19 protein-coding genes are annotated in these 24,557 nt (G+C 69.4%); 11 read left to right on the forward strand and 8 right to left on the reverse strand.

Annotation, left to right across the window (positions count from 1 at the left end):
* Positions 1-84 precede the first annotated feature (84 nt).
* From E8A74_RS41010 to E8A74_RS41025, 4 genes are all read left to right on the forward strand, one after another.
* Positions 85-417: a hypothetical protein gene (locus E8A74_RS41010; RefSeq protein WP_136934575.1), complete on the forward strand. Its 333-nt coding sequence runs from the start codon at positions 85-87 to the stop codon at positions 415-417.
* Positions 341-1,162, forward strand: coding sequence for a Smr/MutS family protein (locus tag E8A74_RS41015; RefSeq protein ID WP_136934576.1), 822 nt, complete (start codon positions 341-343; stop codon positions 1,160-1,162). Before E8A74_RS41010 ends, E8A74_RS41015 begins: the two co-directional genes overlap by 77 nt.
* 109 nt (positions 1,163-1,271) lie before the next feature.
* On the forward strand, positions 1,272-2,192 hold the full coding sequence (locus E8A74_RS41020) for a branched-chain amino acid transaminase (RefSeq protein WP_136934577.1): 921 nt from the start codon (positions 1,272-1,274) through the stop codon (positions 2,190-2,192).
* Complete coding sequence (locus tag E8A74_RS41025; RefSeq protein WP_136934578.1) at positions 2,174-2,881, forward strand: hypothetical protein; 708 nt, start codon at positions 2,174-2,176, stop codon at positions 2,879-2,881. The genes E8A74_RS41020 and E8A74_RS41025 overlap by 19 nt, the downstream gene beginning before the upstream one ends.
* Here E8A74_RS41025 and E8A74_RS41030 read toward each other — a convergent pair.
* From E8A74_RS41030 to E8A74_RS41040, 3 genes are read right to left on the reverse strand one after another with little or no spacing between them, the layout of a single operon-like run.
* Positions 2,878-3,501 (reverse strand): hypothetical protein, encoded by a 624-nt coding sequence (locus E8A74_RS41030; protein ID WP_136934579.1) that lies wholly within the window; start codon positions 3,499-3,501, stop codon positions 2,878-2,880. The two genes, E8A74_RS41025 and E8A74_RS41030, sit on opposite strands and share 4 nt — an antisense overlap.
* A 17-nt stretch (positions 3,502-3,518) precedes the next feature.
* On the reverse strand, positions 3,519-4,610 hold the full coding sequence (locus E8A74_RS41035) for a zinc metalloprotease (protein WP_136934580.1): 1,092 nt from the start codon (positions 4,608-4,610) through the stop codon (positions 3,519-3,521).
* On the reverse strand, positions 4,607-5,449 hold the full coding sequence (locus E8A74_RS41040) for a hypothetical protein (protein WP_136934581.1): 843 nt from the start codon (positions 5,447-5,449) through the stop codon (positions 4,607-4,609). The genes E8A74_RS41035 and E8A74_RS41040 overlap by 4 nt, the downstream gene beginning before the upstream one ends.
* 556 nt (positions 5,450-6,005) lie before the next feature.
* On the opposite strand from E8A74_RS41040, the gene E8A74_RS41045 reads away from it, so the two are divergent.
* Positions 6,006-6,863 carry an OmpA family protein gene (locus tag E8A74_RS41045; RefSeq protein ID WP_136934582.1) on the forward strand — a complete coding sequence of 286 codons (858 nt, stop codon included), beginning with the start codon at positions 6,006-6,008 and terminating at the stop codon, positions 6,861-6,863.
* 35 nt (positions 6,864-6,898) lie between these two features.
* Here E8A74_RS41045 and E8A74_RS41050 read toward each other — a convergent pair whose 3' ends face one another.
* On the reverse strand, positions 6,899-7,666 hold the full coding sequence (locus E8A74_RS41050) for a hypothetical protein (RefSeq protein WP_136934583.1): 768 nt from the start codon (positions 7,664-7,666) through the stop codon (positions 6,899-6,901).
* Between the two features lie 56 nt (positions 7,667-7,722).
* On the opposite strand from E8A74_RS41050, the gene E8A74_RS41055 reads away from it, so the two are divergent.
* Positions 7,723-9,120, forward strand: coding sequence for a cytochrome P450 (locus E8A74_RS41055; protein ID WP_136934584.1), 1,398 nt, complete (start codon positions 7,723-7,725; stop codon positions 9,118-9,120).
* 10 nt (positions 9,121-9,130) lie between these two features.
* On the opposite strand, the gene E8A74_RS41060 is transcribed toward E8A74_RS41055, so the two are convergent.
* Positions 9,131-9,799, reverse strand: coding sequence for a VTT domain-containing protein (locus E8A74_RS41060; RefSeq protein ID WP_232379970.1), 669 nt, complete (start codon positions 9,797-9,799; stop codon positions 9,131-9,133).
* A gap of 576 nt (positions 9,800-10,375) precedes the next feature.
* Between E8A74_RS41060 and E8A74_RS41065 the strand changes: the two genes are divergently transcribed.
* The 3 genes from E8A74_RS41065 to E8A74_RS41075 all read left to right on the forward strand — a co-directional run bounded on the left by E8A74_RS41065 (position 10,376) and on the right by E8A74_RS41075 (position 14,140).
* On the forward strand, positions 10,376-11,077 hold the full coding sequence (locus E8A74_RS41065; protein ID WP_136934585.1) for a hypothetical protein: 702 nt from the start codon (positions 10,376-10,378) through the stop codon (positions 11,075-11,077).
* 108 nt (positions 11,078-11,185) lie between these two features.
* The gene (locus E8A74_RS55180; protein WP_136934586.1) at positions 11,186-12,250 is read left to right on the forward strand and encodes a hypothetical protein; all 1,065 of its coding nucleotides are present in this window, start codon (positions 11,186-11,188) and stop codon (positions 12,248-12,250) included.
* Positions 12,251-12,379: 129 nt separating this feature from the next.
* The gene (locus E8A74_RS41075) at positions 12,380-14,140 is read left to right on the forward strand and encodes an N-acyl-D-amino-acid deacylase family protein (RefSeq protein ID WP_136934587.1); all 1,761 of its coding nucleotides are present in this window, start codon (positions 12,380-12,382) and stop codon (positions 14,138-14,140) included.
* Positions 14,141-14,146: 6 nt separating this feature from the next.
* Here E8A74_RS41075 and E8A74_RS41080 read toward each other — a convergent pair whose 3' ends face one another.
* From E8A74_RS41080 to E8A74_RS41090, 3 genes are all read right to left on the reverse strand, one after another.
* Positions 14,147-14,971, reverse strand: a complete 825-nt coding sequence (locus tag E8A74_RS41080; RefSeq protein ID WP_276568025.1) for a nucleotidyltransferase domain-containing protein — start codon at positions 14,969-14,971, stop codon at positions 14,147-14,149.
* A 7-nt stretch (positions 14,972-14,978) separates the two neighbouring features.
* Positions 14,979-16,244, reverse strand: coding sequence for a DNA polymerase beta superfamily protein (locus tag E8A74_RS41085; RefSeq protein ID WP_136934588.1), 1,266 nt, complete (start codon positions 16,242-16,244; stop codon positions 14,979-14,981).
* Between the two features lie 363 nt (positions 16,245-16,607).
* Positions 16,608-19,556: a CHAT domain-containing tetratricopeptide repeat protein gene (locus E8A74_RS41090; protein WP_170229762.1), complete on the reverse strand. Its 2,949-nt coding sequence runs from the start codon at positions 19,554-19,556 to the stop codon at positions 16,608-16,610.
* Between the two features lie 46 nt (positions 19,557-19,602).
* Here E8A74_RS41090 and E8A74_RS53315 point away from each other — a divergent pair, with 46 nt between their 5' ends.
* On the forward strand, positions 19,603-23,352 hold the full coding sequence (locus E8A74_RS53315) for a WGR and DUF4132 domain-containing protein (protein ID WP_170229763.1): 3,750 nt from the start codon (positions 19,603-19,605) through the stop codon (positions 23,350-23,352).
* Complete coding sequence (locus E8A74_RS41110) at positions 23,349-24,434, forward strand: AAA family ATPase (protein ID WP_136934590.1); 1,086 nt, start codon at positions 23,349-23,351, stop codon at positions 24,432-24,434. The genes E8A74_RS53315 and E8A74_RS41110 overlap by 4 nt, the downstream gene beginning before the upstream one ends.
* The last annotated feature ends 123 nt before the right edge of the window (positions 24,435-24,557 follow it).

The following is a 24,557-nucleotide window of genomic DNA, read 5'->3' on the forward strand; positions in this document are numbered from 1 at the left end:
TCGCCGTCGTCACGCGCGAACGCGCGCCAGCGTCGACCGCGTCGACCGCCTCGACCGCCCGGGCCTTTTGCTACGCTCCCGCGCATGACGGGTGCTCCCGACACAAGGCAGCTCTTCGAACGCATCCTCTCCCTCCTCGAGGCGATGGAGGAGAACCAGCGGCAGAAGGTCCTCTCCCTGGCGCGGCGCCTCTTGCCGGGGCTCACGCCGGAGGACATCCGCAATCCTCATGATTTCCCGGACCTCGACGACCCCGACTGGCACTTCGAGGACGGGCAACTGACGGGAATTCAGTCGGTGCGGTTTGCGCTGCGGGCGCTCTCGGGTGAAGTTCTGTCTCATGGCGACCAAGGCGCGAGCCGGGCGGACGAGCACCAAGAAGACGCAGAAGAAGCCGAGCAAACAGGCGGCCGATAGCCCCTTCTTCCGCCCGTTCGCGAAGCTCGCGTCGAAGGGACGCAAGGGGAAAACAGAGAAGGGCGCGAAGGCCGACAAGGTCGAGAAGCCCGAAAAAACTGCGTCCTCAAACAAATCCGAAGGCGGGACGAAGAAGCAGCCGTCGCAACGTGTACCTGTACAGTCGACGGCCGAGCCGGCGGAGCCGCAGGGGCAGCCGAGCGACGCCGAGACGTTCGCGATGTACATGGCGGGCGTGCGCATGCTCGAGGATCGCAAGGCACGCGTCCCTCGCTCCTCGACGCCGATCGAGCCGAAATCCAGGGCTCCGCGCGAGGTGAAGGACCACGATGCCGACGCGCGTCACATGCTGCACTCCCTCGTCGCCGAGGGCGTCCGCTTCGAGGTCACCGACGACGGCGAGCGCATCGAGGGGCGGCGCATCGACGTGGATCCGCGCGAGGTGCGCCGCCTTCGACGCGGTGCGTATACGGTCGATGGTCGGCTCGATTTGCATGGCATGAACGCAGGTGAAGCGCGTCGTGAGGTGGAGAAGTTCGTGCGCAAGCGCCGCACGGACGGAGATCGTGTCGTGGCTCTGATCCACGGTCGGGGGAACCACTCGCCGCGGGGAATCGGCGTGCTGCGGGGCGAGATCGCAGCCTGGTTGAGCCAGGGTCCGGCCGCCCACCATGTGGCCGCGTTCGCGTCGGCGCCCGAGGAGGAGGGCGGCACCGGAGTCGTACTCGCGCTCTTGGCACGATGACGGGATCGGGCTACTTCCTCTCTCGCACTCCCCCTCGCTGCGGACGTCGGACGCGGGGGTTAGGGCAACGAAGGAAGCACGGAACGACGATTCTCCGAAGGAGCGCGTGATGGTCGACAAGCTGAAGAAGATCTGGATGGAAGGCGAGTTCGTCGACTGGGACGACGCCAAGGTGCACATCCTGACGCACTCCTTGCACTACGGGCTCGGCGCCTTCGAAGGGATCCGCGCCTATCGCAGGGCCGACGGCGGCACGTACGTGTTCCGGCTGAAGGAGCACATCGATCGCCTCTTCGACACGTGCAGGCTGCTCGCGATCCAGCCGCGGTTCACGCGGCAGCAGGTGGCCGACGCGACGGTGGAGACGCTGCGCCAGAACGACATGCAGGAGGGCTACATCCGCCCCCTCGTGTACCTCGGCGAGGGGCCGATGGGCGTGTACGCGCACGACAACCCCGTGCGCACCACGATCGTCGCGTGGCACTGGGGCGCGTACCTCGGCAAGGGAGCGACCGAGGCCGGCATCCGCGCGAAGATCAGCGCGTTCGCCCGGCACCACATCAACGTGGGTTTGCCCAAGGCGAAGATGATGGGGCAGTACACGAACAGCTCGCTCGCCAAGCGCGAGGCGCGCATCGCCGGCTACAACGAGGCGATCCTGCTCGATCCGAACGGCTACGTCAGCGAGGGCTCGGGCGAGAACATCTTCATCGTGCGTCGCGGCCGGCTCATCACGCCGCCGCTCTCGGCCTCGATCCTCGAGGGCATCACGCGCGACACGATCCTCACGCTCGCCCGCGAGGAGGGCATCCCCGCGGCGGAGGAGATGATCACGCGTGATCAGCTCTACCTCGCCGACGAGGCGTTCTTCACGGGCACCGCCGCCGAGGTCACGCCGATCCGCGAGGTCGACGATCGCGCGATCGGCGAGGGCCAGGTCGGCGCGATCACGCGCAGGCTCCAGCAGCGCTTCTTCGGCATCGTGCGGGGCGAGGACAACGCGCACCCCGAGTGGCTCACGCGCGTCTGACCGTGCGCGCGCCCCTCGCGCTCGCCCTCGCGCTCGCCTGCGGATGCGGCAGCGCGCCTTCGCCCCCCGCGACAAACCCGCCGCGCCCGCTCCCCTCCGCGGGGAGCGCGGCGCCCCGGGCCACGCCGGATCCCCTCGCCGCGGCCTCGTCCTTCACGCGTTTCACCTCCGCGCGCTTCGACCTCTCGTTGCCGCTGCCCGACGGCGCGGCCTTCCGCGTCGACGATCGGACCGAGCGGTGGCTCGTGGCGCGGCACGACGCGACGAGCTCGCTCCTGCTCGTGCGCACGTGGCGCGAGGACGAGGTCGGCAACCGCGCGCGGTGCGAGGCGCGCGCGCGCACCTGGCGGGACCTTCCTTCCCGCGACGGAGCCCGCCTCGTGTCGGCCTCGCGCCTCGCCGTGCCCCCGGATCACGACACCCTCGCCGAGGTCTTCCTCGGCCCCCGCGCCACGAACGGCGGGCCTACGGACGGCTTCGTGCTCGCGTTTGGCGGCTGGGCCAAGCGGTGCTTCGTGTACGTCTTCGCCACGCGCGGGGCGAGCGAGCGCGTCGTGATGGAGCGGCTCGCGGTCATGATGGACGGCTCGCTCCGGCGCATGCACTTCCAGAGCGAGCTCGCGCCCACGCGTCCCAGCCGGGAGAGGGTGTCGCCACGTGGCGACACCCTCGGGAGACCGTCTCCCTAAAGCCCCGCGAACGTCTGGCAAAACTTGCTCGTCTTGGCCTCGTCCTCCACGAGGATCCACGTCCCCTGCGAGGCCTCTCCGTTCGGCGACGCGCCGAGCATCTCGGGGAGGACCAGACAGACCACCTCGTAACGACCCTCGATCGTCCCCACCGGGAACGCCTCGTCCGCCGTCTCGAACTGCCCGTTGAGCTTGCCGTACGACGTGCGCAAAAAGAGCGTGCCCGGACCGATGATGCTCGCGCCGCTCTGCGACAGGTACGCGAGCGTCCCTCCGCTGTACCCCTCGGAGAGCGCCACCGAGAAGCTCCGTTCGAGCAGCGTCTCCGTGCTGATGTCGAACGCGATGCTGAGCCCGTAGCCGCGGCGATCGGCCGTCGAGAGCGTCACCGACGCCATCGCGGGAGGGCCGTTCGGCAGCGGCGCCCGGATCTCGATGCTCCCTGGATCCCCGCGGAAGACGCGCCCGTCGGAGGTCCGGATCGTGAGGTCGTCGTCCACGGACGTCGTCCGGAATGCGAACAGATCACTCACGTCACCCACCGAGCAGGCCGTGGTGCTCACGGCGGCGGCGGACGCGGCGCATACGCGCAGTAAGAAAAGGTTTTTCTCGTCCTTCATCGACGTATCCTCTGGCTTCAGCACCCGCAGTCGAGCACCTGGACGGTGAGCGGGTTGTGAATGACGTTGTCGCTCTCCGAGCTCTCCACGACCGCGTTGCCCGCGTCGACCTGGTGGTAGAGCCAGTACAAACCCTTCGGCGTGCCGCACGGCACCGTGGTCGTCACGCTCGGATGGACCTGCTTCTCCGCGTTGACCGTCGCGCCGAACCACGTCCCGAGCGTGATCCCTGCCCACGCGTGCGCGGTCGGGCTCGTCGCGAGGAAGAAGCGCTGGTCCGATGCCACGCTCTTCGTCCCCGTGTTGGCCGTGGTGAAGTGAAACGAGAACGTCTCGCCGCGGCAGCGCTGGATCGTCTTCCACGGCGCCGTGCTGCGGATGTTGCCGCTCGTCAGGCGCTGCGCGGAGGCCATCAGGTTCGTCTCGCCGGTCGTCGACGGGTACAAGAAGCGCCCGCCGGCCGCGTCGTCGGGCATGGGCTGCGCGAACATCGCGCTCGGCCCGCCGCCGAGCGGCACGGGCGGCGAGGGCCGCATGACCGTGAAGTCGAGCGTGTGGTTGTCGGCTCCGCCCGGGGTCGAGATCGAGAGCCCGTGCGCGTGACCAAGCTCGTGGAGGAACGTGGATCGGCCTGTCCGCGTCGGGCTGTACGGGCACGCGCCCGAGGCGAACGCTTCGTCGGGGTTGTCGAAGCTCTGCGTCGCCAGGTTCGCGAGCAGCACGTTCACCTCGTCGATCCGATCGCAGCTCCGCACGACCACCGTCGTCCCGAGCGAGCCGTCGATGCTCGACGCCTCGACGAGCGCCACGTCGTTCCAGCCGTCGTCGAGGTCGACCCAGCAGTGGTTCGTGGACCAGGATCCGTAGTGGTAGACGGCGTCCTGCATGCCGCCGACGCCGCGCCACTGCCCAACTGCCGCGGCGTAGGCCTTCGCCTGGCTCGATCCCGAGGGGATGCTGCACAGGTTCTGCACGAGCCCGAACGGCGACTTCCAACGGACGTTTTTGCCCTCGCACGTGAGGTAACGAAACGCCTCGGCGCGGTGCGTGAGCGTCATGCACGCGACGAGCACGCACATCACGACGATCGAGAGAGGCATGCGCATCACGGCGCACCTCCGGCCTCGCACACGGCGAGCTCCTTCGTCGATGTGTCCGCGAGGCCCACGGGCGGGTCGAAGCACGCGAGCAGGCCCTCGGTGCTCGCGGGGCTCTCCGTGGGCGTGGGCGCGCGCCACGTCGTCACGCGCCGCCACGGCCCGGCCGACATCGGCGCGGGCGAGAACGACCCGTGGGGCCACGCGCCCGTCGCGCGGGCGAAGACGCGCAGCGCCTCGGCGAGCTCCGCGGCGTCGAGCGCGCGCTCCATGTCGGCCTCCGTGATCCACGTGGAGAGCCGCGGCGACGACGCACCATCCACGGCGCCGCTCGGCTGCACCCAGAGCTGTGGCCCGGTGAGGATCTCGGTCGCGCCCACGCCCGTGACGAGCCGCCCGTAGGCGTCCACGAGCGCGCGCGTCTTCCCCAAGGTGTCGAGGCGGAAGACGTGGCCGAACGCGATCGGCGACAACGTCCACTCGGTGTTGCGCAGAAGCAGGACGTACCGCTTGCCCGCGGCGAGCTCGGGCACGTGGGTCGCGACGATCTCGCGACCGTCGGGCAGGTACCCGCCGAAGGATCGGATCTCGACGGAGTTCGGCGCCGATGCACCGAGCGAGCCCAGGTGAACGGACAGGTTCGTCAGGGTCGCGACGGTCCGCGGGCCTTCGACCTCGTCGAAATGGAAGCTCACGTCCTCGACGTCGCCTTCGATCACGGCGGCGGTTTGTCGCAGCACGGCGGCGAGCGTGTCCGCGGGCGAGGGCAGCGGAGCGGCGTGGGCGCTCTCGGCCCCGAGCGAGGCACAAACGATCACGGAAGCGATGAAACTCGGACGGACGGATCGCATCGGATCTCCTCCGGCGGATGGGTCTTTCTCGACGCGGCGACGCGGCCATCCTCGCGCGCAGCGTCGTCGCCGCGCCCTTGTTTGCCTGCGCGGCGGCGCGGCCGGGCCGGGACGAACGTGGTCCCGACGAACACGGACGATCTGGCGCATCGGAAAGAAACGGCCATCGGGCTCTCGGGGCCGTGGGTTCGAGGAACTTCCCGTCTTCGTCAGGGAAACGATGTACACGCCCTCGATCGGCGGGATCCCGCGGGGGATCTCGGGTCCGCCCGGTTTGTCGTTCTGGAGCCTGGTTTGTCTGTCGCGACGTCGCTGGTTTGTCCTTCGCGTGTGCAGTACGCGGGAAAGATCACGACTCGGGTGCAAACCGGAAGCGTCGGGCAGGGGGCTCCCCGGCCCGTCGAAGAGAGAATCCCTACATGGAACGCCCAGGCTTCGGCATCCGCCTGGCGACTCCGGGCGGAATGGACTTTCGCGGGAGGGACGACCTCGCTACGGTGCAAAAACGCTCGTCCCAGGGACGTATTTTCTCCTGGGATGCACCGGGGAGATCGTCATGAACGTGCGCATCCTTGCTGCCTCCACGCTCGCCGCGGCGCTCGCTGTGAGCGGCTGCGGATATTCCGAGGAAGAGTGGCAGGCGCAGCTCGACAAGTACAACAAGCTCCTGGCCGACAAAAACGCGAACGACCAGGCCGCGGCGGCCGCGCAGAAGAGGCTCGCCGAGGAGCTCGCGGGAGAGCAGGCGAAGGTCGCTGAGCTGACGAAGAAGCTCTCGGACGCCGGCGTCGACATCAGCAAGCTGAACGAGAGCTTGCAGGCGTCGGCGACGAAGGTGTCGGCGCTGAGCTCGACCTTGGAGGAGCGCGAGAAGGCGCTCGCCGAGTACAAGGCGCGCGCCAAGCAGCTCGAGCAGATCAAGGCGCGGTTCGAGATGCTGCGCAAGAAGCTCGACGAGCTCACGAAGCTCGGCCTCGCGGTGAACATCCGCAAGAACCGCATGGTCATCTCGCTCCCGGGCGACGTGCTCTTCGACTCGGGCCGCGAGACGCTGAAGAAAGAGGGTCAGGAGATCCTGACGAAGGTGGCGGGCATCATCAAGAACGACGCCTCGCTGCTCGGCCGCGACTACCAGGTCGCTGGGCACACGGACAACAAGCCCCTCGCGGGCGGCGTCTTCCGCGACAACTGGGGCCTCTCGCTCATGCGCGCGCGCGAGGTGCTGATGTACCTCGTGAGCGACAAGGGCGGCAACATGCCGACCGCGAAGTGGAGCGCCGCCGGCTTCGGCGACACGGACCCGATCGCCACGAACGACACGGACGAGGGGCGGCAGAAGAACCGCCGCTGCGACGTCATCGTGGTGCCGAGCGTCGAGGAGATGCTCGACCTCAAGGCGATCACGACGCAATAACCCGCGCCGCGCGCCGCCCCCCCCATTCTCCCGCCTCAGCAGCCGCCGTCGTCGTACCAGGGATTCTGGCTCTGGATCAGGCTGCACTGATCGAAGCACGTCCCCCCGGCGCACCCCTTCGCTTTCGCCCCGTTCACCGAACACGAAATGGGCATGCCCCAGCAAACGCCCGTGGCCATGGGCGAACAGGCGTTCGCCGTCTCCACCTTGCGATTGCATTGACGCCCGGCCGGGCAGGGCATCTGCGGATCACAGGCCATGGCTTCCGCGGCGGGGCACGTGCCCGCCGATTTCACGCTCGACCCGAACACCTCGGCGATCTCCGCATTCCAGTACGTCACGCCGTCGCAGCCGCACACGAGGGAGGGCGTCTGCGATTGTAGCCCCGGCGGCGGCTTCGGCGCGCACACCCCCGCCCCGCACCCCGGCGCATTGCAATAAAGACCCGGATCACACCCGCCGACGCCCCCGTTGCACGGCGCGCCGACCCCATTGCCGCCCCCTGCGCCCCCGCCGCCGCCGCTGCCGCTCGCGCTCCCGCCGCTGCCGCTGCCGCTGCTGCTCACGCTGCCGCCGCCGCTGCCGCCCCCGATTCCGCCTCCGCCGCCGCTGCCGCTGCCGCCCCCGATTCCGCCGCCGCCTCCGCTGCCGCCCCCGATTCCGCCCGCGCCCCCGGACGCACCCGTCCCCGCGCCGGACGCCCCGCTCCCCGTGGCCCCCTCGCCCTCGTCGCTGCACCCCGAAACGGTCGGCGACAGGCCGGCTGCAAACATCACCGAAATCAGGATCGATTGCGCTCGCATACCGGCATCTTACACCGGATCTCCCCGCGACGTGGCCTCGCTGCTATGTTCCTCCCGTGACCCACGCCTCCGCCCCGCGCTCGCACGCCGCCCCCCTCGCGCCGGGACCTCGCGGCGCGCCGCTCCTCGGCAACCTCCCCGATCTTCGCCGCGACCGCATCCGCATCTTCCTCGACGCCGCCGATACCTACGGCGACGTCGTCCGTTTTCAATTCGGCCCCGGCCCAAAGCGCACCGGCCACCTCCTCCGCCACCCCGACCACATCAAGCACGTCTTCATCGACGCCGCGGATCGTTTTACCAAACAAACCCCCGGCGTCCGCGAGGTCCGCGCGCTGCTCGGCGACGGCTTGCTCACGAGCGAAGGCGCCCTCTGGCGCCGGCAACGCCGGATTGCCCAGCCGGCCTTTCACAAGCAACGCATCGCCGCCTTCGCCGACGTCATGGTCCGCGCCGCCGACGAGCTCGTCGACGGATGGATGCGAAGGCCGCGCCCCGACGCGCCCGTCGACGTCGTCAGCGAGATGATGCGCCTCGCCCTGCGGATCGTCACGGAGACCTTGCTCGGGACCGACGTCCCCATCGACGCCGCCGCGACCGCGCACGCGCTCGACCTCATCCTCGCGGACACGCGCAAAGGCGTCACGCGGATCCTCAAGATCCCCCGCCACGTGCCCACGCCGGACAACCGGCGGTTTCAGGAGGCGGTCGCCGTCCTCGACCGCGAGGTCCTCCGCATCATCGAGCACCGCCGCAAGGCGCCCGAGGGCGGGACGGACCTTGTCTCCACGCTCATGGCCGCGCGAGACCCCGAGACGGGCGAAGGAATGACCGACCGCCAGCTCCGGGACGAGGTCATGACCATGTTCGCCGCCGGCCACGAGACCACGGCGAACGCGCTCACCTGGACGTTTTACCTGCTCTCCACGCATCCCGACGTCCGGCGCCGCGCCCGCGCCGAGGTCCTCACGGGGACGGGCGGCCGCCTCCCGACGTTCGCGGACCTCGGCGCCCTCGACCTCGTCGGCCGTGTGTTTCAGGAATCGATGCGCCTTTATCCGCCGGCCTGGATGATCACCCGCCGCGCGGCCGAGGACGACGTCGTCGGGGGATATTTGATCCCCAAGGATTCGCTCGTCTTCCTCGCCCCCTACGTCACGCACCGCCACCCGGCGTACTGGGAGAACCCCGAGGGCTTCGATCCCGATCGTTTCGCCGGCGGCGCGCTCGCGCGGATGCCTCGTTTTGCTTATTTTCCGTTCGGCGGCGGCGCGCGCCAGTGCATCGGCTCGAGCTTCGCCATGGTCGAGGGGACGCTCGTGCTCGCCACGATCCTGCGCCGCGTCCGCCTCGACCTCGTCCCCGGACAGACCATCACGCCCGAGCCGGGAATCACGCTCCGGCCCCGGGGCAGCATCCACATGCGCGTCGTCCCCGAGCCGCCCCCGACCTGAATGACGGCGACTACGCCTTCTCCGCGCCCGCCGCCTTCTTCGAGGCGAGGTGCGTCCGGAGCGCGCCGATGAAGGGCGGGAGCACCGAAATCAGGATGATCAGGTAAACGACCCGCTCGATGTCCTTCGCGCCGAGCACCTTGCCGAGGAAGTAGCCGAGGAAGGTCATCGACACGACCCAGCCGATGCCGCCGAACACGTTGAACATGAGGAAGCGGCGATAACTCATCTTGCCGATGCCGGCGACGACGGGGGCGAACGTGCGGGCGAACGGCATGAAGCGGGCGAGCACGATCGTCTTGCCGCCGTGCTTCTCGTAGAACTTCTGCGTGGCCACGAGGTAGTCACGCCGGAAAAACAGGCTTTGCTCCCGGTTGAAGAGCTTCGGACCCGCTTTGTACCCGATCGAGTAGCCCACCGTATCCCCCACGATCGCCATGACGCAGAGCACGGCGTTCATGAGCAGGAGGTTCGAGAACGTGGAGAGCTGGAACGGGTTGATCAGATTCGCGTTGACGAGTACGCCCGCCGTCACGAGCAAGGAGTCGCCGGGGAGGAAAAAACCCACGAGCAGCCCGGTCTCGGCGAAGATGATGGCCATGAGCACCGGGTAGCCGCCCCAGGTGAGGAGGTCCTCGAGGTGGCGCAGCTTGGAGAAGAACTCGCGTAGAAGGTCCACGGCCGACCGACTAGCGCACCTTCGAGTTTTTGTCGACGTTCTGCGCCCCTCCCAGCGCACCTCGCGCCGCACACGCACCACGTCCCTCCCGTGCGCGCGCCCCTCCGGCACCTGCGAAAGGCAGCGATGCCGCAGCCGCCGACCACGAACGCCAAGAGGGTCGGAATGGACGCCGGCTTTTCGCCGCGCCACGCCGAGTGCAAGTTCTCCGGCCTGTCCGCGCAGCCTCGACGTCCAGCGCACGCCGAATGGCCTCCGCTGCTTTTCGCGACTGACGAGTTGGCCGTGGTGTGCAGGGTCGGGTGCTGCCTCCCTGCACGGACGGACGTCAGTCCCCTCCGTATCGGTCGGGCGTGAGGGTCCGTGCCGGTCATGTGCGGGATCACGCTCGCTCCCTGTATCCGTCCGGATCGGACGCCGCAGAGCCTCCAAAGCGTCGACCCCGCGATTCACGCGGAAATGTGCTTGGAACGGGGGACGGCAGGGGCCTTGCATTGGGGTCTGGCAGCGTGAACGAAGCCGGCCGAGGCGCGCTCGCCCGGTCTCGGAACGCGGAACGAAGTGGAGGAGGAACCCATGCTCAAGCACATCGCAGCCGCCGCTCTCGTCTCGACCTTCGCTCTTGGAGCCACGGCTTTCGCGGAGACGGGGGCTGGTCAGAGCGCGGGGCTCAAGCAGCTCTCGTGGCAGCAACTCCAGTCGGCCTGTCAAAACCCGGCGGCATTCCAAAGCCAGCGCCCGCCGAACGCAATCCGGGTGACCTGCGAGGATAACCGGCTCGTCTGGGAGGCGGAGCATAGCGACATGGTGGATCAGGAGAACTCGCGGCGAATCACCGCGTCGCTGAGCTCGGACAAGTATTACGTGATCCGGCAGGAGCAATCGGTGAAGATGCCGGATACGTCGACGAGCTGCCCGCGCCTCCGGGAGTACGAGGTCTCGCACACGCAGAGCTTCTCGCTCTCGTGCCAGGAGATCCAGAGCTTCCAGGGCAACATGAACGAGTTCTGCCAGGGTCGGCTCGACGCCGCGATCAAGGGCAACCAGCAGCTCGCCACGCGCACCGCGACGGGTCGCGTGTACAACCTGTGCGCGGCGCCCGGGCTCGTGAACGAGCCCCCGAAGGCCCCGTCGCCGCCCGCCGCTCCGATCCAGAATGGCGGCAAGGCGGCGCCGGGCAGCGCGCAGCCGAGCCAGAATCCGGCCATCGGCGTGCGTCCGACCATCGGCGGGCAATTCCCGGCGCTCCCGGGCCTCATCGGCCGCAAGTCGCGCTGAGGTGACAAGGAGCGCGCTCGTCAGGCGGCCGGGCCGCGTGGCTCGGCCGCCTGGCCTTTTTCAAAAATCCCCTGAGCATTCCGGGACAAACATCCAAGGAGACGGCTCATGGCGATTCGTATCGTGACGACCTCCACCCTCCTCGTGATCGGCCTCGTAGGCGCCGGTTGCAGCATCGGCGGCACCACGGCCACCGGCGGCGGACCCGATTGCGAGCAGGCGGAGGATTGCCCGGACAACACCGGCGGACATGGAGGTGACGGCGGAAGCGGCGGCAGAGGGGGAGCCGGCGGCACCGGCGGCACCGGCGGCGGAAGCTCGGCGACGGGGCAGCCGCTCTACTGGGTCGAGGAGGGAGAACGCAAGGCGGAAGCGACCAAAAAACCCTGGTCATCCTGGTGGTACCCGCTCTGGGAGGACACGCTGTTCCAGGGGAAAAACGGCGAGGCTTCGACGCTCGAGAAGTACGACATCTGGGTGGAGAAAGAGGGCAATACGCGCACGTCGGCCGCGGCCTACGAGCGCAAGGAGCTCTATCAGCCGCGCGCGGCCTCGTGGTCGGGCCTCTGCGACGCGTGGGCCCTGGCGTCGATCCTGGAGCCCGAGCCGACGCGCTCGTTGACGCAAGGCGAGGTGACGTTCACGGTCGGGGACCTGAAGGCGCTCCTGCTGAAGACGTACGAAAAGGTCCCGCCGCTCACGCTCGTCGGCAGCCGATTCAATGGCGAATGGGACGACGTCTACGAGGACGTCCTGCCCCACGAGCTGCATCGGATCCTCGAGACCGAGCTCATCGGCCGGAAGCGCGCCTTCATCATCGACGAGGACGCGGGCCCCGAGGTGTGGAACGAGCCGGCGTGGAAGACCATCACGCGGGTCGAGAGAGATGCAAACGACAAGGGCGTGGCGCACGTCCGCACGTGGCTCTTCCTCGTGAGCCCGCACGTCGACGATCGCAATTTCGTGGGCATGCTCGAGGACTCTCGCGAGTACACCTACGACCTCAAGGGCAAGTGGCAGGGCAATCGATTCGGCGTGTCGTCGAGCGCCTGGACCGATCGGTCGCAATGGGATCACCCCGATTACGCGATCATCGTGCCCGACCGCGTCCCGCGCGGCAGCCACAACCCGCAGATCCGGAGCGATTTCGTCGACCGCATCCGCGGCCGGTGAATCGCGGGCGCCGGGGGGCGAGGCCCGAACCTCGCTCCCCCGAAGGCCTCCTCCGTCCACGACGCGCCCTCGCGCCCGGGGTCCGAATGCCCTTGCCAGGGCCTCGGGCTTCGGCCGATGATCGGCGCCATGTACGACGTCAAGATCGTGGGTGGCACCCTCGTCGACGGCACGGGCGCGCCGCGTCAATCCGGCGATATCGGCATCAAGGACGGCAAGATCGTCGACGTCGGCGACTGCCCCGAGAGCGCCGCGCGCACGATCTCGGCCCAGGGCGCCCTGGTGATCCCGGGGTTTGTCGACATCCACACGCACTACGACGGGCAGATCTCGTGGGACGAGGAGCTCGCGCCCTCGTCGATCCACGGCGTCACGACCTGCGTCATGGGCAATTGCGGCGTCGGATTCGCGCCCGTGCGGCCGAGCGACCACGAAAAGCTCATCGAGCTGATGGAGGGCGTCGAGGACATCCCGGGCAGCGCGCTCGCCGAGGGCCTCACGTGGGGCTGGGAGAGCTTTCCGGAGTACATGGACGTCCTCGAAAAGAGGCGCCGCACGATCGATTTCATCTGCCAGGTCCCGCACGACGCCTTGCGCGTGTACGTGATGGGCGAGCGCGCCGTCGCCGAGGAGAGCGCGACCGAATCCGACGTCGAATCCATGCGCGCGCTCCTCCGGGAGGCGCTGCTCGCCGGCGCGGCGGGCTTCTCCACGGGCCGCACCGACAACCACAGGAGCGCGCAGGGCAAACCCACGCCCGCCTCCGAAGCCCGGGGCGACGAGCTCGCGGGAATCGCGCGCGCCTTCACCGGCCTCCCGCACGGCGTCGTCCAGGCCGTCAGCGATTTCGACATGTTCCGCGGCGAGGATTGCTTCCCGGGCGAATTCGACCTGCTCGAACGGATGGCCGAGGTCTCCGGCCGGCCGCTCAGCGTCTCCACCATGCAACGCGACCACGCCCCGCGGCAATGGGAGCGCATCTTCGAGCGCGCCGAGCGCGCCGCCCGCGCCGGCATGGACATTCGTTGCCAGGTCGCGGCGCGGCCCATTGGCGTCTTGCTCGGGCTCACGGCCACGTTCCACCCGTTCATGGGATTCCCGAGCTACCGGGAAATCGCCTCCTTGCCGCTCGACGCGCGCGTCGCGCAGATGCGGGATCCCAGCTTCCGCGCCCGGCTCCTCTCCGAGAAAAGCGGAAAGGTCGCCGGCGACGGCAGCCCCTTGCCGCCGCTCGCGGACTTTTTCCTGGCAAACCCGCTCCTCGTGGCGATGCGCCTCTTCCGGCTCGGCGAAGCGCCGAACTACGAGCCGTCCGGGCTCACGAGCCTCGCGGGCGACGCGTCGCGCGGCGGATTGCCGCTCCTCTCGGTCATCTACGACGCGATGCTCGAACAGGACGGCCGCGCGCTCCTGTATTTCCCGCTCTACAATTACACCGAAATGAACCTCGACGTCGTGCGACGCATGCTCCTGCACCCGCTCTCGTTGCCGGGCCTCGGCGACGGCGGCGCGCACGTGGGCACCATTTGCGACGCGAGCTTCCCGACGTTCCTGCTCACGCACTGGGGCCGGGATCGGGCCGAGGGCAAGATCCCCGTGGAGCACCTCGTCAAAATGCAGACGCACGACACCGCGCGGTTCCTCGGCCTCGACGACCGCGGCACCTTGAAGCCGGGGCAACGGGCCGACATCAACATCGTCGATTTCGACAACCTGCGCCTCCGGTCCCCCTTCATGCAGCGCGACCTGCCGGCCGGGGGGCAGCGCCTCATGCAGCAGGCCGAAGGCTACGTGGCGACGCTCGTGGCCGGCGAGGTCATCGTGGAGAAGGGGCGATTCACGGGGGCGCGGCCGGGGCGGCTCGTGCGGATGGGAAAAGGCCGCGGCTGAGACGCCTCAAAACCGCTGTTTGCGAAGCGCGATGAGCCACTCGGAGAGCGCGCGCGACGCCTCATCCGACGGCGTCGCCGGCAGGACCGAGCGTTCGCGCGCCTCTTCGAGCAGGCGCATCGCCCGATCGAGGCACGCGCGAAACCGCTTCACGTCCCGCGACGAGAGCTTCGTCTTCTCGCCGGCCCGCTTCAGGGTCACGAGCTCGCTCGCCTCCTCGAAGCCGTATTCGGGGAACAGCCGGGCCACGTCCGTCACCACCTCGCCCGCGCGGAGCAAGTGCGTCCCCGTGAGGGCCGTGCGCAGCACGTAGAGCACGCGCTTCGCCGTCGTCCCGCCCTCCTCCTCGGCCGCCTTGCGCTGGTTCTTGGCAAACCCCGCGTAATGCCGGTACACGCGCCGCGAGAGCGCCCCGCGCACGAGCGGGCGCAGCCCTTCGAGCAGCGGGCTCGCCACGAGCGCGGGCGCGCCGAGGATCCGCTCCAGGTAATTGCCATTCCCCCCGAGGATCCCAGCGAGCACGGGGCCGACCTCGTTCGAGGTGTAATCGATCTCCACCCCCTCGATCACCTCCATGCGGTCCCGCGCGCCCGGCGCCGTGTCGAGGCCCACGAGCAGCGACGTCGGCACCACGTGCACCGCCTTCAGATCGAGATCACTGTCGGGCGAGGCGAACCCATACGCGTGCGCGCCGCTCAAAAGGACGACGATGTGCTCGCGGGCCGCGCCCTCTTCCTCCAGGACGCCGCGGGCCACCTTCGCTTGCGCGTCGGGCAGCACGTCGAATTGCATCACGAGCTCGATCGCCTCTCGGCCCTTCTCGTTCGTCATTGCTCCCTCATTCATCCCAGCGCGCCTCCGGTGCGGGCGCCGCATCCTTGCCGAAGGGCCCTTCCCTGCCCTCGAAAAACCTCCGCGCGGCCTCTTCGCGGACCCTCCGCAGCACGGCCTCGGCCCGCCGCACGTCCGCGCGCCGCGGCAACTTGCTCTCCCGCCGCGCCGCTTCGAGCTCCGGCGTGAGCGACTCCGCCAGCGTGATCACGTCCGCGAGTGGCACGCGCCCTTTCTTGATGTCGAGCAGCACGGGCCGAAGCTCGTCGCGCACGCAAAGCTCCGGCGCGCCCGTCCGGAGCCATCGGATCGACAGATCGATGAGGCGCACCAGGTTGTAGGCATTCTTCGGCCGGAGCTCGCGCGGCGAAGGCAGGAGCGTGCTCTCGCCCGCGCGCGCATACGCGGCGAGCGCCGCCCACTCGCGCCCTTCGAGCAAGCCCTGATCGGCCATCGATCGGTAAAGCTGCTTCAGGTACTCGCGCGCGCGCAAAAGCGCGTCCTCGGGCGTCGGCGCCACGATCTGCGTTTCTTTCGCGAGCCGCGCCGCCGTTTCGTCGAGCCCGAGCGTAGGATCCTCGCGCAACCAGCCGAGCACGATCGCGCGATGCTCGGCGAGGCGCGTGTCGTGCGACAAACGCGAGAGCTGCGAGAGCGCGTATCGACCGAAGCTCGCGTGGATCTCCACCGAGACGAACGCGTCGCGCGCCTCGACGAGCCAGCGGCCCATCGGATCCTTCTCGCTCGCCGGCTGCGACGCGGCCGCGAACAGCATCTCCAGCGTGTTCGGATCGGCCCGCAGCGCCTGCCGGATCGCCTTTCCCATCTCCCAGTACGTGCGGCTCCCGTCCTCGGACACGAGGTCCTGGGGCGGCTCGACGAGCCCGGTCGTGAACGGGAACGGCAAGACGAACACGCCGCGCCGATCCTCGTCCGAACTCTCGTCCGACAACCCCCACGTCCGCGAGCCGACGACCGCGTCGACCACCACGCAAGGCAGCAGCGCCGACCACGCGTCCTCGCGCCGCCGCGCGTACCGCACCTGGCCGACCTTGCGCGGCACGAGCTCCTCGCGCGAATACCGCACCGTCCCCACGCCGACGACGAGGACGTCAAAGAATCCCTCTCCAGATCCGACCACACGCCCGAGCGCGCCTTGCGGGACCAGGCGCTCGCCGAGCGTCCGATCCACGCGGGTCGTCACCTCCGTCCCATGCGGGAGCGGGACGGCGAGGGGATCGACGTCCCCCATGCCGGAGAGCCTTCGCGACATGGGGCCGAGCTTATCGCTGCCCTCACGCGCGAGCCACACGAATGCGGCGCGCGGCCCGCCGCGCCCGTCGTGGGGCTGACGTGCTCGCGCGAGCGCGGAGGGGGCCCTGGGGCGCCGCAGGATGGGGGGCGCACGGCGCGTTCGGGGGCCTCGGGCGCCGCAGGATGGGGGGCGCACGGCGCGTTCGGGGGCCTCGGGTGCCGCAGGACGGGAAACGGGCTCGCGGAGGGGGACTTGCGGCGCCGCAGGGGGGCGTTCCCGGGGTGGAATCGGCGACCTGCGGCGCCGTCGATCGGGCGCGGGAGAGCGCGGGGGGCCGTCTGGGGCGCCGCAGGGGGCAGGACGCGCCCGGGCATCGGGGGTTCACGGCGCCGCAGGTCGGGGGACGGGCGGCCGGGAGCCGGGTTGCGGTGGGGCAGGAGGCGAAACGCGGGGAGCGACCCCGATCCGGCGGGGCCGAGCTTCTCCCTGCCCTCGCGCGCGGGCCCCACGCATGCGGCGCGCGACCGCGAGCGCGACGAGCGCCGCGAACCCGCCCCAGGGCACACGTGTGCCCCCGTTCCTCCCCGCCACCTCGCATCCGCAGCCCCGCGCCCCGCCGGGCGGAACGGCGCCGCGCACGGCCGACGTCGCCTCGTTCTTCGCAGGCGTGACGCCTTCGAGGGGGCCCCACGCGCCGGACACGATGAAGCTCGCCCAGTAGTACGGGTGGCTATGGTCCGGCCGCTGAAGCAAGGCGAGCTGCGATTCTCGCATCGCTTCGGCGCGCCCTTTTCCTTCGCGGAAGAGCTTTTGGTAATACGTCGTCATGAGGTCGCGCGTCGCCTCGTCGTCGACTTGCCACAGGCTCATCACCTGCGTCTCGGATCCCGCGAGCACGAGCGCGCGGCGCAGCCCCCGCACGCCTTCGCTCCCGGCCCGCTCGCCGAGGCCCGTCTCGCACGCGCTCAGCACCACGAGCTCCGTGCCCGTGAGATCGAGCGACGAGGCCTCGTATGCCGTGAGGATCCCGTCGTCCGCCTGCCCTTTGCGCACGTTCGCGCCGGCGAGCGCGATACCCGAGAGAAACATCGGGTGCGGCACCGGCAGCTTGCGCCCGTCCACCTCCGACGCGACCTGCGGCAGGCTCTCGGGCGGCACTTCGAGCTCGAGCCCGCGCGCCTTCCCCTGCCCCGCTTTCCCGTCGCTGCCCAGGAAAAACCCGTGCGTCGCGACGTGCAGGATGCGCGGCGAAGAGGCCTGCTTCAGCGCCGTCTCCGTGGCGACGCGCTCGAGCCGCACCGACGGATCGGGCAGGAGGCGTCGAAGGGCATCCGCCTCCTCCGCGGTGCCCGGGAGCGGCGAGAATTTCACCCGTGCAATCGTGGGCAACGAGCCTTTGGGCGCGTCCGGCAGCGCCGTCGCCCCCGCCTCGCCGGGCGCATCGTAATCGGGGTTCGCCACGAGCAGCGGCGCAGAGCGCCGCGCCCCGCCCCCCGCGCCGAGCCGGAGCAGATCACGCCCGGTCGAGAGGTAGGTGAACGAATACTTGGTGATCAGAAACTTGTTTTCCCGATCGATGAGCGCGCCGAACGGAACGAGCGCGAGCGCCGCGTCGGGCGAGATCAAGACGTGCTTCACCGGGCCGAGCTCCGCGCCGACCTGCCCGAAGAGGACGTCGTGCAGCAACGCGAGCTGCGTCCCGGTCTCGTGGGGCCGCGCGCTCGGATCTTGCAGACCCTTGCGAATGAGATCGACCTTCCGGTCGATCTCGAAGGCATCGACGCTCATCTGATGGTGCCAGACCCTGCCGTCCGGCCAGAGCACGTAGACCATGTATTTCGGCCGGCCGAGCCTCTCGCTCGCTGCGCTGTAGAAATGCGTGTTGCGCGGCTGGTACCGGACGAACTCCATCAGCACCGCGTCCTTCGGGATACGGGCGGCGACGGCCTCGATCGTCACCTTCGCCCGGCCGCGACGATAGCCCGCGCTGCGCTCGGCGATCCGAGCCTCGATCGCGTCCGCCTCCGCGCGGAGCCGATCCGTCTCGGCGTTGTGCTCGGCCACGGTCATTCCGCGTGGCCCCCGCGTCATGGCGGCCGCATACGCGCCCCGCACCCGGGCGAGCTCGTCGAGCAAGGTGCGGTCCTCGGGGCTCATGCGCTCGCGCAGCGCGCCCACGTGTGCGGCCGACGCTTCGAGCACGCGCGCCTTGTTGCGCAGCACGGCGCCGAGGGCGATCCGCATGACCTCCGGCCGGCCCCTGCCATCGCCCCCGTATTCGAACGAGACGACACGATCCATGAGCGTCTCGAGGCGCGTCGCGTAGAGCGTCTTGTCCTCCTCCGTGCCGCCGACGAGCGCGCTCTCGAGCCATTGCTCCTCGATATCGAGCGCCTTCTCGTAGAGCCCCGCGGCCTGCTTCCAGTCGCTCCGCGCCCAGAGGAGCGCCCAGTCGCTGTAGACCGTGGCGAGATCGGGGTGCCGGGGCCCGAGCGTCCGCGTGAGGATCGCCTCGGCGTTCCGATAATGCTCCGCGGCGAGGTCCTTCTGGTTCGACCCCGTCAGGAACACCGCGATGTTGTGGTGCAGCCGGCCCACGTCGGGGTGGTTCGTCCCGTGCACACGCGCGGCGAGCGGCAAGGCGCGGTTGAATTGGTCGGCGGCCTTGTCGTAGCGGCCCATGCCGCGATAGAGCGCGCCGAGGCTGCCGAGGTCATTCAAGAGCGAACGTTCGGGGCCGGCCTTCTCGTGGATCGTGATGGCCCGAAGAAACACCTTCTCGGCCTGGGGGAGCCTCCCGGTCGCCATGTAAAGCCCGGCGAGATTCGCGAGCACCGTCCCGAGGGCCGATTCGCGCGGCGCGCCGCCCTTCTCTTCGAGGGCGACCGCGCGCTCGTAGAGCTTCTCGGCGCCCTTCGAATCGCCCTTTTTCTTGAGCATGGCGCCGAGGTTGCCGAGGGCCGTGGCGAGCAAGTCGTCCGCGCCCTTCGACGCCTCCAGGATCTCGACCGCGCGGCGCAACAAACTCTCCGCCTTCGGGGCATCACCCGTCGCGAGGTACATTCCGCCGAGATCGGAGAGCGCCGAGCCCGTCTTCGCGTGCTCCTTTCCGTACTTCTGCTCGCGGAGCGCGACGAGCCTCTGCGCCGCCGCGAGCGCCTCGCCATACTTTCCCGCGGCATAAAGCGCCTCGACGTCCTTTTCGATCGCCTCGTCGTCGAGCATCGCCGCGGCGGGCTTCGCGGGGGCGTCTGCGCGCGCGGTCGCTCCCGAGAGCGTGCCGAGGGCGAGGGCGAGAGCGAGAGCGACGTTCGCAAGGCGGCGCATCATGGAGGTTCTACCATCGCTCGCCGGGCGCGTGGTAGCCTCCCGCGCCATGCGTCGGTTCGAGTTCGTGGAAGGGTCCTCGAAGAAGTTCTGGCAGATCGAGCGAGATGGCTCGCAGCTCTCGATCCAGTGGGGCAAAATCGGCACCGCGGGTCAAAGCCAGGTCAAGGATTTTCCGAGCGATCCGAAGGCCCAGGCCGAGCACGACAAGCTCGTCGCCGAGAAGACCAAAAAGGGCTACGTCGAGGTCGCGGCCCCGGACGCATCGGCGGCGCCGGCCCCGGCCCCCAAAAAGGCCGCTGCGCCCGCGCCTGCGCCTGCGCCCGCCGCGTCGAGCGCGACGGAGGCCCCGGCGCCGAAAGCGGCGAGCGCGCCGAAGGCCTCCGCGGACGAACCCGCGCAGGCGCCTCTGCCCGCGGCGCCCGTCGTCGTCGACGTCCCTCGGCTCGAGGACATTCGCCCGAACCTGCACATCGCGCATCGCAAAGGGGCCCTCCGCCCCACGGCCGAGGAGCTCGCGGCCGACCCCTGGCAGGCCGTGCGGACGGCGTGGGCCGCCTGGGCGCCGTATTGCCCCTGGGATCAAATGGCGATCCCCGCCGAGCTCGCGCCGGCCGTTCGCGAGGCGCGCGCCTGGCTCGAAGGCAAGGGCCCGACGCCGGTCTCGCCGCTCGCCGCCGCCGTGCTCGACGCATGTCTCGACATGCCTTCCGGCACGCCCGCGTATCCCTTCCTCCGCGCGCTCGCCGAAGCCTCGATCGCGAAAGACGGTCCGGGGTGGCTCCTCGACGCGACCCTCGCGAGGGTGCGCGTCCGGATCGAACCTTACCCGTATCAAATCCGCAACAAGGAGGCGAAAGAGTTCAGCGGGTTCGTCCTGCACCCGGAGACCTCGGGGCGCTACGAGTTCGATGCGAACGGCATTTCGAAGTTCGCGTTTTTCACGCAAACCCTCCCCGACGACACCTACGCCGCCCTCGTCGCGGCTGTCACGACGCGCTGGCCTACGCTCTCGTACTGGCAAAAGCGCCTCGCGCTCTCGTTGATCCCCGACCACACGCCGCTCGCGGACGCGCTCGGCGAGGACTGGCTCGCGTGTGATGGGCACGTCGAGGGGTACGTCCGGCCCTCGTGGGACAAGGACGGCATCAAGCCGGAGTTCCATTTCGCGTACGCGCGCCCCATGCTCGTCAAGCTCGCGAAAAAGGCCGTCGGGATGTCGTTCTCCGGCGGATACTTCGGCGGGCATCTCTGGACGATCTTCGACCTTTGCGGCGCGGACGTGGTCCCGGTTTGCCGGATCCATTGCGACAGCGCCGACTACGCGGGCATCATCGTCGAAGGGCTCCACGTCGCGGGGCATGTCCGCGGGCCCGAGACCGCCTCGCTCATGGTCTCGCAGCTCGCGCAGAAGCGCGAAATCGCCCAGGTCGCCGAGGCGTGGCTCGCGAAAAACCCCGCGCTCGCCGTCCCCCCGCTCGCCGATGCGATCGCCGCGGCCTCGACGCTCGGGGATCGGGCCGCGCCGGTGTTCCTCGGGATCGACCGCGCGCACCCGGGCCTCGCCGACAAGGTCGATCTTCGTCCCGCCGCGCGCACGGCCGTGCAGAAGCTCCGCGAAAAGATGGCCCCGCGGCCCGAGGCCTCCTCGGACGAATTGCCCCGCGTCCTCGCCAATCCGCCCTGGCTCTCGGACCGGAGGGCCGCCGCGCTCCCCGTCGTCGCGAACGTCACGATGAAGGCGTATCCCGAGGCGCTGCACGACACCTACAAGATCCTCTCGCAGGCGAAAGCGGAGCGCGAGCAGACGCGAAAACACACGAAGACGTCCTTCGAAGATGCCTCCGAGGACCTGGGCAAAGGCCGGTACGGCAAGTACGTCTCGTCCAAGCTGAACGAGCTCTCGGACGCGGACGTGAAACGAGCGTTCACCGAGTGGCCCGCGTATGCGTGGGACGGCGGCTACGGCCTGCTCGTCCCGCTCGTGGTGCTCGGCGAAGGCGCGATCGGCGGCTATCCCCGGATCGCCTCCAGCAATCCCGCGCATTTCGCGGGCGCCCTCGGGGACGTCGTCGAGTCTCCGCGGCTCGCGCCCTTTTTTGCCCACGCGCGCTCGCTGAAATCCGCGCGCAAACCCGCGGAGCGGTGGTTCTTGAAATTCCCCAAGGCCGCGGCCGTGGGCCTCGTCCCCGCGGCCGTGGCTTCCCATAACCAGGCGCGGGATCGCGCGGAGGAAGCGCTGCGCTTCCTGGTCACGAAGGGCCAGGGCGAGATCGTCCGCGAGGTCGCCGAATCTTACGGCCCCGAGGTCTCTGCCGCCGTGAAGGCCGTCCTCTCCGCCGATCCGCGCGACCGGATCCCGGCCAAGCTGCCAAAAATGGGCGATTGGGCCAAGCCCGAGGCCCTGCCGGCGCCCCTCCTCGCCGGCCGGGCCAAGGCCTTGCCGCGCGCCGCCGTCGAGGCCCTTTTCGTCATGCTGGCGATCTCCACGCCCGAGGCTGTGTATGCCGGCATCGAGGACGTGCTCGCCGCCTGTGATCGCGCCTCGCTGGAGGAGTTCTCCTGGGCGCTCTTCAACGAATGGCAGCGCGCGGGCGGGCCTGCCAAGGAGGCGTGGGGCTTTCAGCAGCTCGCCTTGCTCGGCGGCGACCATGTCGCGCGCAAGCTCACGCCGCTGATTCGCGCATGGCCCGGGGAGAACCTCCAGGCCCGCGCCGTCTCGGGCCTCGACATCCTCGCGCGTATCGGCTCCGACCTCGCGCTGATGCACCTCAATGGCATCGCGCAGAAGGTGAAGTTCAAGGGCCTGCAGGAGAAGGCGCGCGAGAAAATGGATGCGGTCGCGCAGAACCGCGGCCTCTCCGCCGACGAGCTCGCCGACAGGCTCGTGCCCGACCTCGACCTCGACGAGGACGGCTCGCGCACGCTCGATTTCGGCGCCCGGCAGTTCCGCGTCGGGTTCGACGAGGCCTTGAAGCCGTTCGTCGTGGATGGGTCCGGAAAAACCCTCTCGGATCTGCCGAAGCCAAACAAATCGGACGACGCCACGAAGGCCAAGGAAGCGGATGCCACCTGGAAGACGCTCAAGAAGGACGTCAAGGCGATCGCGCAGAACCAGATCACGCGGCTCGAACTCGCGATGTGCGCGGAGCGGCGCTGGGAGGTGGATTCGTTCCGCGCCCTCTTCCTCGAACACCCGCTCCTCGTGCACCTCGTGCGGCGGCTCGTCTGGGGCGTCTATACCGAGGAGGGGAAATACCTGAGCGCCTTCCGCGTCGCCGAGGACAGCTCGCTCGCCGACGCCGACGACGCGGCGTTCGATTTGCCCGACGGCGCGTACGTCGGAATCGTCCACCCGCTCGCGCTCCCGGACGCGACGCGCGCGGCGTTCGGCCAGATCCTCGGCGATTACAGCATCGTCCAGCCCTTCCCGCAGATCGGCCGCGACACCTATGCCCCGACGAGCGTGGAGGCGAACGACAGCAGCATCAAGCGCCGCGCGGGGCACTTCGTCCCCGTGGGCAAGCTCCTCGGCCTCGTCGAGCGCGGCTGGCGCAAGGGCGAGCCCCAGGACGCGGGCTGGATCTGGGACATGTACAAGCCTTTGCCCGGCGGCGCGACGGCGACGCTCTCCCTCCGCACCGGCATCAGCGCCGACATGCAAATGACGGAGCCGAAGCAAGAGATCGGAGAGGTGTACGTCGGAAAAAACCGCGAGGACGAAAAGCTCGGCACGCTCTCGCCCGTCGTGTTTTCGGAGCTCGTGCGGGATCTCGTGCAGCTCGGGAGCGCCTCGTGAAGAAGAAGCAGGCGGGTTTGCAGCGCGCCCCGGCGGAGCTGCATTTCAAAGACGAGCTCGCGCGGCTCGCCGCGGAGGACACGGGCCCGCGCCCGCCCGGGTGGAAGCTCTCGCCGCGGGCGGTACGGGCCTTCGTGCTCGGGGATCCGGCGCGTGACATCAAGCCGAAGTTCGTTGGCCATTCCGCGGTGATCGATCGGGCCATGGTCTCGCTCGCGACCTCGCGTGGGCTCCTGCTCATTGGCGAGCCGGGCACGGCGAAGAGCTGGCTCTCGGAGCTGCTCGCCGCGGCGATCTCCGGGCAATCGACGCTCACGGTGCAAGGCAGCGCGGCCACGAGCGAGGACCAGATCAAGCACTCGTGGAACTACGCTTTGCTCCTCGCCGAGGGCCCGGGCGAGCGCGCGCTCGTGCCCGGCCCCGTGCTCACGGGCATGCGTGACGGCAAGATCGTGCGATTCGAGGAAATCACGCGGTGCCCGGCCGAGGTGCAGGACGGGCTGCTCTCGATCCTCTCGGATCGTGTCCTCACGATTCCCGAGCTCGGCGAGCAAGGCGTGGTCTTCGCGCGGGAGGGCTTCAACATCATCGCCACGGCGAACACCCGCGACCGCGGCGTCAATGAAATGAGCGCGGCGCTCAAGCGCCGCTTCAACTTCGAGACCCTCTTCCCGATCGGCGACCTCGCGGCCGAGATCGAGCTCGTCCGCCGCGAATCCTCGCGCCTGCTCGACGCCTCGGGCGTGAAAATGACCTTGCCCGAGCCGGTGCTGGAGGTCCTCGTCACGACGTTCCGCGAGCTGCGCACGGGCGTCTCCGGCGACGGCCAGCCCGTCGAGCGGCTCTCGACCGTCCTTTCCACGGCGGAAGCCGTCTCCGTCGCGCACGCCGTCGGCGTCCGGGCGGCCTTCCTCGGCGACGGCGCCGCGCACCCGGGCGACGTGATCGATTGCCTCGCGGGCGCGGCGGTGAAGGACAACGCCGAGGACCTGGAGAAGCTGCGGCGATACCTCGAAACCGTGGTGAGCAAACGCAAGGCGCCGCATTGGGCCGCGCTGCACGCGGCGCGGTCGAGGCTCTAGGTGGCTGGTGTTGATCGCGAGCCCATCGACGACGGTCGATGGCCGCTCCTGTTCCCATGGCCGCCACGGTGCATATCGGACAGGCCACCTGACGGCTTATAACGGTTCGGTTCATCTTCTGTT

It is taken from the genome of Polyangium fumosum (genome assembly GCF_005144585.1).
GTDB classification, from domain to species: domain Bacteria; phylum Myxococcota_A; class Polyangia; order Polyangiales; family Polyangiaceae; genus Polyangium; species Polyangium fumosum.

Bases quoted from the DNA above. Each gene is read 5' to 3' on its own strand.
- E8A74_RS41010 (WP_136934575.1), top strand. From the start codon at position 85: ATGACGGGTGCTCCCGACACAAGGCAGCTCTTCGAACGCATCCTCTCC.
- E8A74_RS41015 (WP_136934576.1), top strand. From the start codon at position 341: ATGGCGACCAAGGCGCGAGCCGGGCGGACGAGCACCAAGAAGACGCAG.
- E8A74_RS41020 (WP_136934577.1), top strand. From the start codon at position 1,272: ATGGTCGACAAGCTGAAGAAGATCTGGATGGAAGGCGAGTTCGTCGAC.
- E8A74_RS41030 (WP_136934579.1), bottom strand. From the start codon at position 3,501: ATGAAGGACGAGAAAAACCTTTTCTTACTGCGCGTATGCGCCGCGTCC.
- E8A74_RS41040 (WP_136934581.1), bottom strand. From the start codon at position 5,449: ATGCGATCCGTCCGTCCGAGTTTCATCGCTTCCGTGATCGTTTGTGCC.
- E8A74_RS41045 (WP_136934582.1), top strand. From the start codon at position 6,006: ATGAACGTGCGCATCCTTGCTGCCTCCACGCTCGCCGCGGCGCTCGCT.
- E8A74_RS41050 (WP_136934583.1), bottom strand. From the start codon at position 7,666: ATGCGAGCGCAATCGATCCTGATTTCGGTGATGTTTGCAGCCGGCCTG.
- E8A74_RS41065 (WP_136934585.1), top strand. From the start codon at position 10,376: ATGCTCAAGCACATCGCAGCCGCCGCTCTCGTCTCGACCTTCGCTCTT.
- E8A74_RS55180 (WP_136934586.1), top strand. From the start codon at position 11,186: ATGGCGATTCGTATCGTGACGACCTCCACCCTCCTCGTGATCGGCCTC.
- E8A74_RS41075 (WP_136934587.1), top strand. From the start codon at position 12,380: ATGTACGACGTCAAGATCGTGGGTGGCACCCTCGTCGACGGCACGGGC.
- E8A74_RS41080 (WP_276568025.1), bottom strand. From the start codon at position 14,971: ATGACGAACGAGAAGGGCCGAGAGGCGATCGAGCTCGTGATGCAATTC.
- E8A74_RS41085 (WP_136934588.1), bottom strand. From the start codon at position 16,244: ATGTCGCGAAGGCTCTCCGGCATGGGGGACGTCGATCCCCTCGCCGTC.
- E8A74_RS41090 (WP_170229762.1), bottom strand. From the start codon at position 19,556: ATGATGCGCCGCCTTGCGAACGTCGCTCTCGCTCTCGCCCTCGCCCTC.
- E8A74_RS53315 (WP_170229763.1), top strand. From the start codon at position 19,603: ATGCGTCGGTTCGAGTTCGTGGAAGGGTCCTCGAAGAAGTTCTGGCAG.